General features: G+C 40.2%; 10 protein-coding genes. 6 read left to right on the top strand and 4 right to left on the bottom strand.

Translation table 11 applies throughout. The annotated features are described in order from the left end of the window. Window positions 1–271 precede the first annotated feature (271 nt). Complete coding sequence (locus QHT84_RS13420) at window positions 272–1,906, top strand: RluA family pseudouridine synthase (protein ID WP_283240086.1); 1,635 nt, start codon at window positions 272–274, stop codon at window positions 1,904–1,906. 65 nt (window positions 1,907–1,971) lie between these two features. On the opposite strand, the gene QHT84_RS13425 is transcribed toward QHT84_RS13420, so the two are convergent. Beyond that, window positions 1,972–2,358, bottom strand: coding sequence for a GreA/GreB family elongation factor (locus QHT84_RS13425; RefSeq protein WP_283240087.1), 387 nt, complete (start codon window positions 2,356–2,358; stop codon window positions 1,972–1,974). A 446-nt stretch (window positions 2,359–2,804) separates the two neighbouring features. Between QHT84_RS13425 and QHT84_RS13430 the strand changes: the two genes are divergently transcribed. Together QHT84_RS13430 and QHT84_RS13435 are read left to right on the top strand one after the other, a co-directional pair. Next, the gene (locus QHT84_RS13430) at window positions 2,805–4,418 is read left to right on the top strand and encodes a M1 family metallopeptidase (protein ID WP_283240088.1); all 1,614 of its coding nucleotides are present in this window, start codon (window positions 2,805–2,807) and stop codon (window positions 4,416–4,418) included. An 80-nt stretch (window positions 4,419–4,498) separates the two neighbouring features. Next, a complete protein-coding gene (locus QHT84_RS13435) occupies window positions 4,499–4,924 on the top strand; it encodes a DoxX family protein (protein WP_283240089.1) in 426 nt (141 codons plus the stop codon). 40 nt (window positions 4,925–4,964) lie between these two features. On the opposite strand, the gene QHT84_RS13440 is transcribed toward QHT84_RS13435, so the two are convergent. Both QHT84_RS13440 and QHT84_RS13445 read right to left on the bottom strand, forming a co-directional pair. Then, a complete protein-coding gene (locus tag QHT84_RS13440; RefSeq protein ID WP_283240090.1) occupies window positions 4,965–6,020 on the bottom strand; it encodes an AMP-binding protein in 1,056 nt (351 codons plus the stop codon). Beyond that, a complete protein-coding gene (locus tag QHT84_RS13445) occupies window positions 6,001–6,966 on the bottom strand; it encodes a CPBP family intramembrane glutamic endopeptidase (protein ID WP_283240091.1) in 966 nt (321 codons plus the stop codon). The genes QHT84_RS13440 and QHT84_RS13445 overlap by 20 nt, the downstream gene beginning before the upstream one ends. 68 nt (window positions 6,967–7,034) lie before the next feature. Here QHT84_RS13445 and QHT84_RS13450 point away from each other — a divergent pair, with 68 nt between their 5' ends. Continuing rightward, window positions 7,035–7,382, top strand: a complete 348-nt coding sequence (locus QHT84_RS13450) for an arsenate reductase family protein (protein ID WP_283240092.1) — start codon at window positions 7,035–7,037, stop codon at window positions 7,380–7,382. A 91-nt stretch (window positions 7,383–7,473) separates the two neighbouring features. Then, on the top strand, window positions 7,474–9,933 hold the full coding sequence (locus tag QHT84_RS13455; protein WP_283240093.1) for a TonB-dependent receptor domain-containing protein: 2,460 nt from the start codon (window positions 7,474–7,476) through the stop codon (window positions 9,931–9,933). A gap of 53 nt (window positions 9,934–9,986) precedes the next feature. On the opposite strand, the gene QHT84_RS13460 is transcribed toward QHT84_RS13455, so the two are convergent. Continuing rightward, a complete protein-coding gene (locus tag QHT84_RS13460) occupies window positions 9,987–10,160 on the bottom strand; it encodes a hypothetical protein (RefSeq protein ID WP_283240094.1) in 174 nt (57 codons plus the stop codon). Between the two features lie 320 nt (window positions 10,161–10,480). Here QHT84_RS13460 and fumC point away from each other — a divergent pair. Next, a partial coding sequence (gene fumC, locus QHT84_RS13465; RefSeq protein WP_283240095.1) for a class II fumarate hydratase occupies window positions 10,481–11,863 on the top strand: 1,383 nt, incomplete at its 3' end.

Raw genomic sequence — 11,863 nt, forward strand, 5'->3', positions numbered from 1 at the left:
AAAATTCAGATTAACATACTAGCTTCGTTCCTGTTACTTCCCATACTTATTGGGATAACAATTTTAGCAGACATTACTTTTTTTATTGACGAAGGCAATTGTATAGAATACCGATTCAAAGGATTAGCCTGGATTTTGGATTTCTTCTTTGATGGTTATCACTACGAAGCAAATCTTTTTTATTTTGCGCTTATCTTTGTATTGAGTTTTCACATCGCAAAATCAATTATCAAATACTTGATAAAACTCAAAATTTTAAGATAAGCCGTTAATGTCTTGCACCCTCTTTCAACCTTTCCAACAAAACCTTTCCGGTATTCCACTACCCGAGAAATTTACCTTTCCATTTTATTACGAACCGCATGAATTAAGCATCATTGCTGCTAAAGAACTGCAACATTATCTCGAAGCCCAAACCGATTTTAAGCATAATTTCGGCTTAAATTCGGAACAAGACGGTTTAGCTATAGGTAAAATGTTTGGCGTGTTGGTGGTGCAAAAACAAGATGGTACCTTGGGTTACTTGTGGGCGTTCTCGGGGAAATTAGCCGACCGAAATCATTTACCGAATTTTGTTCCTACCGTATACGACATGTTGACACAAGACGGGTATTTTAAAGAAGAAGAAAAAATCCTCAATCAGTACAACCGAGACATTGAACTCTTGGAAAATTCGGAAGAATACAAAACAGCAACAAACACTTTAGAAGAATATATCAAAAATTTTGAAAAAGAAATAGTTGACTATAAAATAAAAATTAAAAAAAGTAAAAAAGAGCGCGCTGAGAAAAGAAAAAAGGCAACAGCGGATGAACTGAAACAACTCAACACCGAAAGTCAGCACGAAGGCATTTTACTCAAAAAAATGAATCAGTATTGGCAGTATAAAATCAACGATGCACGGGAACAATTGGCCAATTATACCAATCAAATCAATGTACTCAAAGAAGCCCGGAAGGAAAAATCATCAGCCTTACAGCAACGTCTTTTTAATGAGTATGCTTTTTTGAACCAGTATCAGGAATTAAAAAGTCTGGGGGAAATTTTTAACGGCAATCCACCCGCCGGTGCCGGCGAATGTGCGGCGCCCAAATTACTGCATTACGCTTTCCAACATGATTTAAAACCCATTGCCATGGCCGAGTTTTGGTGGGGACAATCCCCAAAATCGGAGGTTCGCAAACACCAACAGTTTTATCCGGCTTGTACCGGAAAATGTGAGCCCATCTTAAAACACATGTTAAAAGACATGCCTGTTGATGATAATCCGTTTGCTGTGAATTGGGCCGAGGGAAAAAATTTGGAAATCGTATTTGAAGACGATTATTTGTTGGTCATTAACAAACCGGCAGAATTTTTATCGGTACCGGGAAAACAAGTTTCCGATTCGGTACAAACCCGAGTCCAAGCCCTACACCCGAATGCCTTAGTAGTGCATCGATTGGACATGTCTACTTCCGGTTTGTTACTGATTGCCAAATCCAATGCGATTCACAAAAATCTTCAGGCACAATTTATCAAACGAAAAGTAAAAAAACGCTATGTCGCCCTGCTCGATGGTGTATTACCAGAAAACAAAGGCGTTATCGATTTGCCGTTGCGGGTGGATTTGGATAATCGTCCAAATCAAATTGTGTGCTTCGACTACGGCAAACCGGCACAAACGCAATGGGAAGTTGTTGAACGAAGAAACAACCAAACAATGGTATACTTCTACCCCATTACCGGAAGAACGCACCAACTGCGAGTTCATGCTGCTCATTCGCTTGGACTCAATTGTCCGATAATTGGGGATGACTTATACGGTACTAAAGCCCATCGCTTGCATTTGCATGCCGAGTCGTTAACCTTTGCACATCCTGTGAGCAAGCAAGAAATGACTATCGTAAAAGAAGCCGAATTTTAAAAAAAGTGAGCTCCAAAACTTTTCGAAACCCACTTTTTCATCTGATTTTAGCCTTAGTTACAGAGTTACTTACTCCTCTGTAGTCTTTCTACTTGAACAATTTCAAAATCTTTTTCACCCGCACCAAAATCCCATTTGATGTGGTCACCGATTTTATTGCCTACGAAGGCCAGTCCGATTTCACCAATAATAGACTCAGTATGGTTTCTCTTTTTGGCTTTTGAAGGTTCTACAAAAGTGTAAGTTTGTACTGCTGCGGTTTGAAGATCTTTGACCATAACCCGGCAATCTATAGTCACCACGTCGAGCGGCAGCTCTTTACGTCTGACTTGCTTCGCTCTTTTGAGTTGGTTGACCAGTTGATTTTCTACAAACTGACTTACTTTTTTCCTTCTGATACTATCTTTTATTAAGTCATATATACCGGTGGTTAATACAATATCGTGATTCATTTTGTATTTTTTTAAAATGCCTCAATGATAGCTTTATCAATGCCCAACCGAATCCCTTTTAGAGAATGCAGCGCAAAAGCATCAACAAGACAAATGATTATTAGTTATTGAATGTAAGAAATACGGATTTCCCTGCCATGGGCCTGACAGGGATTATCGGATGAAGTCTTTCGAACTTTTTAAAAAGGAATCATCGTGCAAATAATTTAGAATTATTGCCCTTGGAACAGTAATTGCGTTCAAAAGAATAACATGATTCATAACAAAGAAATAATCCCAAACTTAGAACTATTTAGAGCGATAAAAAAATATTTAACAATTCATTATTCTTTTATTCAGAATGCCAACAGCGCTTGATTTCAAAAAATAATGCCAAAGATATTCCGGAGTTCAAATACTGTGTTTTAAAATCAAACTCTTATATTTAAGTTCTGAAAACAACAAACATGAAAAATAGTTTTTTTATACTCCTGATTATAACGGGAATCCAACAAATTAATGCGCAATTTACGCGCCGTGATACGTTACAAGGCGGATTGCGTCCCGAACGCACTTGCTTTGATGTACAGCGATACGACTTAGATATCAAAATCAATCCGGCTGAAAAGAGTATCGTTGGCTGTAATACCATCACTTTCAAAGTTGTTGAAAACACTACAGCGATTCAAATTGATTTGTTTGAAAATATGAAAGTTGACAGTATTATTTACAACAACAGAAAGTTGAGTTACATCCGGGAACTCGATGCTGTTTTTATCAATTTCCCTCGGTCATTATTCAAAAACACCGAAGAACAGTCGCTCCGATTTTATTATTCAGGTAAACCCATTGTTGCTCGCCGTGCGCCTTGGGACGGCGGATTTGTTTTTACCAAAGACCTGAATGGTAACGATTGGATTGGTGTGGCAGTACAAGGAACCGGTGCGAGTTTATGGTACCCGGTGAAAGATTCCCAAACCGATGAACCCGATCGCGGCGCCAGTATCAAAGTGGCCGTTCCCGATGGACTAATGAATGTTTCCAACGGCCGTTTTTTAGGGAGTGAAAATCTAAAAAATGGTTACACCCGTTGGGATTGGGAAGTGAAGAACCCGATTAACACCTATGATATTACGATAAATATTGGCGACTATGTGCATCTTCACGACAACTACAAAGGGCTCGATTTAGATTATTATGTGCTTCGCGACCATGTGGCTAAAGCCGAAAAACATTTTGAAGAAGTAAAGCCAATGATGGATTGCTTTCAAAGTAAATTCGGAGAATATCCGTTTAAAGAAGACGGCTACAAGTTGGTTGAAACCCCGTACCTAGGGATGGAACACCAAAGTGCAGTAGCGTACGGCAATTATTTTATGAAAGGCTATATGGGAGCTGATTTATCGGGAACGCAGCTTGGTTTACTTTTCGATTACATCATCATTCATGAGAGTGGTCACGAATGGTTTGGCAACAGTATTACTTCAGCCGATATCGCTGATATGTGGATTCATGAAGGATTTACCATGTACAGCGAAGTGGTTTATATGGAATGTCAGTATGGCTACGAGAAGGCGCAGATTTACATGAACGGGATGAAGCGAAATGTAGATAATGACCAACCTATTATCGGGCCATACGGCGTAAACAAAGAAGGGTCCGGCGATATGTATTACAAAGGGGCTTTAATGCTCAATACCATCCGTCATATTATCAATGACGAAACCAAATGGTGGAAAATACTGTATGATTATTCGGTTACCTACCGTCATCAAATCATAGACACCAAAACGGTGATTGACTTTTTCTCGAAAGAAAGCGGTATCAACCTGACACCTGTTTTTAACCAATACTTACGTTATACTGCTATTCCGCATTTGGAATACCGAATCACCGATAACAAATTAGAATACCGCTGGCTAGCCTCGGAAAATGATTTTACCATGCCGATTGACCTCAAAATAAACGGAAAAAAAGTACGAATTCAGCCTACGACAACCTGGACAAAATCGAGTCTCAAGATTAAAAAACCGGAAGAGATTGAAGTGTTGACTCAGAATTTTTATATCAATGTGAATTAATGAGGTGATAAAAAATCATTAAAAACAAACCATATCTCATTAATAAATAGTAACTTAGATAAATTTTAAACGAATTTATTATGGATACTTCAGTAAAAGGTTTGAACAAATGGGCTAATGCTCATTCTACCATTTGGTTTGACGCTTTCAGAATTCTGCTTGGCGTATTCCTAATCTACAAAGGTGCTTTTTTCATCAGCAACAGTAGGGATTTTGAAGATTTAATTGCGCCGGTGAGTAATTTCTTGGGCGGAATGCTTACGTTTCACTACATTGCTTCAGCCCATATTATGGGCGGCATCATGATTATTTTCGGACTGCTCACCCGTTGGGCGCTCATTGCACAATTGCCCATTTTATTTGGGGCCGTACTCATCAATTTTATTGGAGAAATGAATGCCATGAACCTCTTGATTGCTACAGTAACCTTAGGACTAAGTGTATTTTACACCATTTACGGAAGCGGAAAACACTCGGCGGACTATTATTTTAAAATGCAGAAATAGCAAATCCATAACATTAGGATACAAAAAACGCACTAACGAGTTAGTGCGTTTTTAGTTGAGCCAAAGTTTCCTTCCGCAGTATCTTACCGCTTGCGGTTTCCTTAAACGTATCAACGAACACCATTTCTTTAGGCTTTTCATATTTATCCAAAACATCAAAAACAGCATTATCTAACTCCTGTTGAGTTCCTTCCATTACTAAAATTACTTTTTCACCTAACTCACTATCAGGTTTTGAAGCAATAAAAAAGCGTTGGTGCAATTTAGCACTGAGTTTTGCCTCTATTTGTTCCGGAAATAATTTGATGCCACCGCTGTTTATGACATTATCCATTCGACCCAAAAACACAAACTGGTTTTCATTAATCAATTCCACGATATCGTTGGTAACGATTACTTCTTCTGAAATTCGTGGCGCGTGAATCACCAAACAGTTCCGATCATCATAGGATACCGTCACGTTAGGCAAAACCGTGAACGCCTTCTCGCCTATCTTTCTGGCGGCGATGTGCGTAATGGTTTCCGTCATACCATAGGTTTCATAAACTTTGGTGGGCAATTTCAACAATTGCTTTTCGAGTGCTTTATTGAGTGCCGCACCGCCCACAATCATCTTTTTTACTTTTTTTAATTCCGACAACGAATTTTGAGCCTGCAACGGAACCATAGCCACAAAATCAAACTCGGTTTCGTTGTGATCCAACGGATGAGAACTCGGGGCTACAAACTCTAAATCGAGTCCTAAAATCATGGCTCTGACGAGCATCATTTTGCCGGCTACATATTTTACAGGCAAACATTGCAAGGCCTTATCGCCCGGATGTAAATCAAAAAAATCGCCTGTGGCCAAAGCCGATTCTACCATTGCCTTCTTGCTCACTTGAATCCATTTTGGCGGTCCGGTTGTGCCCGAGGTTTGCATTTCGATGTATTCTTTATCATCGAACCAATCCAATAAAAAATCACCTACGGGTTTTTCAAAATCTTCCCCTTCTTTAATGAAACTGTAGGCTACACGGCACAAATCTTCGCGATTCAAATGGAATCCGTTTAACTTAAATTGATTGTGTACATTCTTATACGTTGGGCTGCTCATTTATTTCATCTATTTGATTTGACTTTACAGTTACATCAATTTTACCGGTGAGTTTTTCTTTCCAATCGGTCCATTGGTATTTTTTACTAAAGATAAACAACAGTATCGGAAAAATAACCAGCACCGGAGTTAAAATTTCAAAACCTACTGATGGTGTTGAATTGTCTTTAAAAATAGAATGCGTTTGAAATGCCGACCAATCCGATGTGACTAATAAGGCGGTGACTAAGTTATTGGCGGCATGAAAACCCAAAGCCAACTCCATCCCTTCGTCCATTAACGTAATAATTCCCAGGAAAAATCCGGTTCCGATATAGTAAATTAAAACAATGTAGCCCATTTTTTCTACTTCCGGATTGGCTATGTGCATCATACCGAATATCAACGAAGTCATGACTAAGGGAAACCATCTGTTTTTGGCTAACACCGCAAACCCTTGCATCAAATAACCCCGAAATACATACTCCTCTGTACTGGTTTGTATGGGTATCATCACTATACCGATAATCGCTAAAATAAAGAACGGAATAGGTTTAAAATTTACCGTGAAATTTTCAGGGCTGTCAAAATAGGCCAACAGCGTAGCGCCGGCTGTGAAAAGGGTCCATACAAAAAACGCAAAAAGCACCCTGCCCCAATCCACTTTAGACCGGGAAGTAGTGACCGATAAAAAGGTTTGCTTATGAAAATATTTTACCACTAAAAAAATCCCGAAAAGTCCAAAAACAAAAGACAATAACAGTAAAAAGAGTGTCATGTTGGGTTCAAAAACAGTCATAACTTCTTCGTTAGTTGTAGGATATGGTTTTCCTGCCATTATTGTTTTTGCTACCACGGCAATTCCAAACGGAATTTGTCCGATTAATGACGCTGAAAAAATAATTATCGAACCTACCAGGTATTTCCAAAATTTATTCTGAGGATAAAATCCGTTTTCTAAAAACATACTTTTCTATTTTGTTTCGCCTAAATTAACTTTTTTCAGCAAATATCAATTACTTTGTAAAAAAAATAATGTTGCAAATTCTACACAATCCGCGCTGCGGAAAATCGAGAACCTGCCTGGCTTTTTTGGATGACAATACCATTGCCTATGAAATTCGAAATTATATCGAAAATCCGCTGACTAAAGAAGAAATCAAAATCTTACTCCAAAAGTTAGACATGAAACCTATCGAATTGGTTCGGGTTAACGAAACCGTTTGGGTTGAAAACTACAAAGGAAAAAAGCTTACCAATACTGCCATCATTAATGCCATGGTCAAATTTCCGATATTGATTCAACGACCTATCATCGTCCAAGACAATCGCGCCTTTATTGGTCGAGAGCCCGAAACTTTGGAAAAAATCCTGGAAAAATAGGTTGCGGCATTTTTAACAAAGATTTGGGAAATGTCAGGTAAACCAAACTGTATTTTTGCATTCATACAAAAAGAATCCGAAAAATACATCAATGAGACAAATTAAAATCCTCGCAACACTCTTACTACTCTGTCAATCTGTTTTCGTATTTTCTCAACAAAGACCCGAACGAGCTAAAATTATTATTACGGGGAATGTTATTGAAAAAACAAGCAATACACCGCTTGAATATGCTACCATCACACTTAAAAATACGCGAAATCCGAAGTTAATTTTTGGAGGGATAACCGACAGTAAAGGTGGTTTTTCCGTTGAGGCTGCTGCAGGAAATTATGATATTATTGTTGAATTTATTTCTTTCAAACCTACAGAAATCAAAGGCAAACAGCTCACCGAAAACACCAATTTGGGCACCATTGCTTTGGCCGAAGATGCCACACAACTCAACGAAGTGGTTGTCCGAGCCGAAAAAACAACAGTGGAAATTAAGTTAGACAAAAAGGTCTATAATGTAGGCAACGACTTAATGGTGAAAGGCGGAACCGTAAGTGATGTGTTAGACAATATTCCTTCGGTTTCCGTTGATGTGGAAGGAAACATCAGTCTACGGGGCAATGAAAACGTACGGGTCTTAATCGACGGACGCCCATCTAATGCTATAAATGTGAGTGAGGCTTTACGCCTGATTCCGGCAGATGCCATCGAAAAAGTAGAAGTTATCACCAACCCATCGGCACGATATGATGCGGAAGGCGGTGGCGGAATTTTGAATATTATTCTTAAAAAAGGAAAAAATAAAGGGGTCAACGGAACTTTCATCGGAACTTTAGGAGAACCGCGCAACAACGGATTGAGTGGTACGTTAAACTACAAATCCGACCAATTCAACCTTTTTACGACACAAGGATACAGCAACCGGAACAATCCCGGAAATGCTTTAACTAATTCTCGTTATTTAAATGACGATAACAGCACCCGTGATTACATGAACGAAACCCGCGAAAACGATCGTGTAAACAAGTCGTACAATGGAAACTTCGGATTTGATTGGTTTTTGGATAAAACGTGGACATGGACCAATATTGTTAACTTCAGAAAAAGTAGCGGTGATAATATCGATAATGTATTTCAAAATTATTATGATGTCGATTTTGTATACGATTACACCCGAAACCGTATCAACAAAGAAGAAAGCAACAGTAAGAATATTGAATACTCAACCAACTTCACCAAGAACTTTAAAAAAGAAGGACACAAACTAACCATTGACGGTTCCTTTTCTTCCAACTGGGATAAAAACTTTGCGTTTATTTCGGACACCAATACCAACTCAACCGATGTCTCTTTCGACGAAACGGCGAATCTCCAAGAACAAAGTCGAAACTTGTTCCAAACCGATTATGTGTATCCGTTCGGAAAAGGCAGTCAGTTTGAAATGGGTTACAAAGGCGATTTCGTGAAAAACACCACCAACTACAGTGTAATTTCCGATGGTACACCGAGACCCGAATTCACCAACATCTTAGAATACAAAGAAAAAGTGAATGCCTTGTATGTGAATTACGGATTCAAAGTCAAAAAATTCTCGTTCCTATTCGGAACCCGATGGGAAGACTCCGATATTGATGTGAACCAATTGGCCACTAACGATTTCAACAACAAAAAATACGACAACTTTTTTCCGAGTGCTTTTGTAAACTACGAAATCGGAGATCAAACCAATGCTTCCATCAGCTACAGCCGAAGAATTCAAAGACCCAGAGGTCGTCAGCTCAATCCGTTCAACAACTTGTCGAGTAACGTTAATATCTTTGTGGGGAATCCCGATTTGAATCCGGCACTCACCGACGCCATCGACTTAGGATTTTTAAAACGTTGGGATAAACTCACCTTAAACACTTCGCTTTACGGCAATAAAACCACCGGAGCGTTTCAATTTGTGCGCAGAGAAAGCGGCGATTTCCAAAACGGTATTCCCATCATCATCAGTTCGCCCATCAACTTAGCCACCGAATACCGCAGCGGCTTCGAGTTTACGCTAAATTATTCTCCATACAAATGGTGGAAGCTCAACGGAAATTTCAATTTCTTTTATGCCGAAACCGATGGCGATTACACCTACACCGATTTCAACGGTAACGAAGTGGTACAAAACTTCGACAACAGCGCTACTTCTTGGTTCACGCGTTTAACGTCTAAAATTACATTGCCGTACAAAATTGATTGGCAAACCAATGCCACCTACAACGGAGCACAACGCACTGCGCAAGGAAAAAACCTGGGTAACTTCAGCATGAACTTAGCCTTCAGCAAAGATGTGCTGAAAGACAAAGGAACGGTTTCGCTTAACGTAAGCGACGTTTTTAACTCACGCAAACGAATGATGGAAACCTATATTCCGGGTGTAGTCGATTCGTATGGCGAAATGCAATGGCGTGTGCGACAAATCAACTTCTCGTTTACGTACCGATTCAACGTACAGAAAAACGAAAAAGAAAGAAAACCACGCAACGGCGGTCAGCAAGACGACGGCGGAGATTTTCCCGGATAAACATAAAAAAGCCCCGAAATTCGGGGCTTTTTCATAACAATAAGTTTAACAATTTAAGCTGATTGTTCGGCTTCTTTTTTAGCTTTTCTTTCTTTCAAAAGCTCTCTGGTACCGCCAATTACCCAATACGGAATAATCGCTGTAATCAAGAAAATCATTAACCAAAAACCAATGGTCAAAATGGTTAAGAAAGCTAAGAAACCTAAATACTGTTGAAATTCAAACATGTTTTCCGGAATTTTTTTGAATTATACGCAAATGTAACGCTAATATTTCTGCTGACCAAACAACACTACACATTTTATTCCCGATGTTATCCACATTTTTATTGTACTTTTAAGGAGCTGTTTCCCGCTGTCCGCTATATCTTTTTTACCGTTCTCGATACATTTTGTTTCTCCTGCCACCGCATACGCTAAAGCTGTCACTTCGAGTGTTCCGTCCCGAAACTCGGGACAGGAATGTATCGAGAAGCGAAACAAAATACTCGAACTGACGTAAAAAAGGATGCCGCTGCCATCGGGGCTAATCACAAACCCGAAACGTTATGAATTACCGAATTGAACACGACACCATGGGTGAAGTACAAGTTCCCGCCGACAAATATTGGGGCGCACAAACCGAACGTTCCCGAAACAATTTTAAAATCGGACCACCGGCTTCCATGCCTATCGCCATCATCCACGCTTTTGCGCATCTCAAAAAAGCCGCAGCCTATGCCAACACCGACTTAGGAGTGCTTTCTCCCGAAAAACGAGACGCTATTGCTCAAGTCTGCGACGAAATGCTAACCGGCACGCTCAATGACCAATTCCCTTTGGTGATTTGGCAAACCGGTTCCGGAACACAAAGCAATATGAACGTCAACGAAGTGATTGCCAACCGTGCCCAAGTTTTGGCCGGATTCCAAATTGGTGAAGGCGAACCTATACTTAAAGCCAACGATGATGTCAATAAATCACAATCGTCTAACGATACCTTTCCCACGGCTATGCACATTGCAGCCTACAAAATGGTGGTTGAAGCTACCGTACCCGGAGTGACTAAGCTCCGTAATACGCTACACCAAAAGGCTGCGGCATTTCGAGAGGTCATCAAAATCGGACGCACGCACTTAATGGATGCGACGCCCATTACACTGGGGCAAGAGCTTTCGGGTTACGTTGCTCAATTGGACTATGCACTCCAAGCGCTCCAAAAGACATTGCCGCATCTGTCCGAATTGGCTTTGGGCGGCACGGCTGTGGGCACCGGTCTCAACGCACCCAAAGGATACGACACCAAAGCGGCACAATATATAGCTGCGTTTACCGGTCATCCGTTTATAACAGCTCCCAACAAATTCGAAGCCTTGGCGTCCCACGATGCTATGGTAGAAACACACGGTGCCTTAAAGCAGCTGGCGGTAGCACTCAACAAGATAGCCAACGATGTCCGAATGTTGGCCTCCGGACCGCGTTCCGGTATAGCCGAAATCCTGATTCCCGAAAACGAACCCGGTTCTTCCATTATGCCGGGAAAAGTGAACCCTACGCAATGCGAAGCTCTAACTATGGTGTGTGCACAAGTCATCGGCAACGATACCACTATCACTATTGGCGGTATGCAAGGCCATTATGAACTCAATGTTTTCAAACCGGTTATCGCCGCTAATTTTCTGCAATCGGCACAATTGTTAGGCGAAGCTTGTCTGTCGTTCGAAGAACATTGCATACGCGGATTGGAACCCAACTATAAGAGGATTAAAGAATTATTAGACAATTCACTCATGTTAGTTACGGCATTGAATGCTAAAATAGGCTATTACAAAGCGGCCGAAATAGCGCAATCTGCACACAAAAACGGAACTACTTTAAAAGAAGAAGCCATTCGATTGGGTTATGTTTCTGCCGATGAATTTGACCAATGGGTAAGACCGGAAGATATGGTA

The organism is Flavobacterium sedimenticola, from assembly GCF_030053345.1.
In the GTDB taxonomy this organism is placed as follows: domain Bacteria; phylum Bacteroidota; class Bacteroidia; order Flavobacteriales; family Flavobacteriaceae; genus Flavobacterium; species Flavobacterium sedimenticola.

Coding starts and splice junctions, on each gene's coding strand:
- QHT84_RS13420 (WP_283240086.1), top strand. CDS start 272: ATGTCTTGCACCCTCTTTCAACCTTTCCAACAAAACCTTTCCGGTATT.
- QHT84_RS13425 (WP_283240087.1), bottom strand. CDS start 2,358: ATGAATCACGATATTGTATTAACCACCGGTATATATGACTTAATAAAA.
- QHT84_RS13430 (WP_283240088.1), top strand. CDS start 2,805: ATGAAAAATAGTTTTTTTATACTCCTGATTATAACGGGAATCCAACAA.
- QHT84_RS13435 (WP_283240089.1), top strand. CDS start 4,499: ATGGATACTTCAGTAAAAGGTTTGAACAAATGGGCTAATGCTCATTCT.
- QHT84_RS13440 (WP_283240090.1), bottom strand. CDS start 6,020: ATGAGCAGCCCAACGTATAAGAATGTACACAATCAATTTAAGTTAAAC.
- QHT84_RS13445 (WP_283240091.1), bottom strand. CDS start 6,966: ATGTTTTTAGAAAACGGATTTTATCCTCAGAATAAATTTTGGAAATAC.
- QHT84_RS13450 (WP_283240092.1), top strand. CDS start 7,035: ATGTTGCAAATTCTACACAATCCGCGCTGCGGAAAATCGAGAACCTGC.
- QHT84_RS13455 (WP_283240093.1), top strand. CDS start 7,474: ATGAGACAAATTAAAATCCTCGCAACACTCTTACTACTCTGTCAATCT.
- QHT84_RS13460 (WP_283240094.1), bottom strand. CDS start 10,160: ATGTTTGAATTTCAACAGTATTTAGGTTTCTTAGCTTTCTTAACCATT.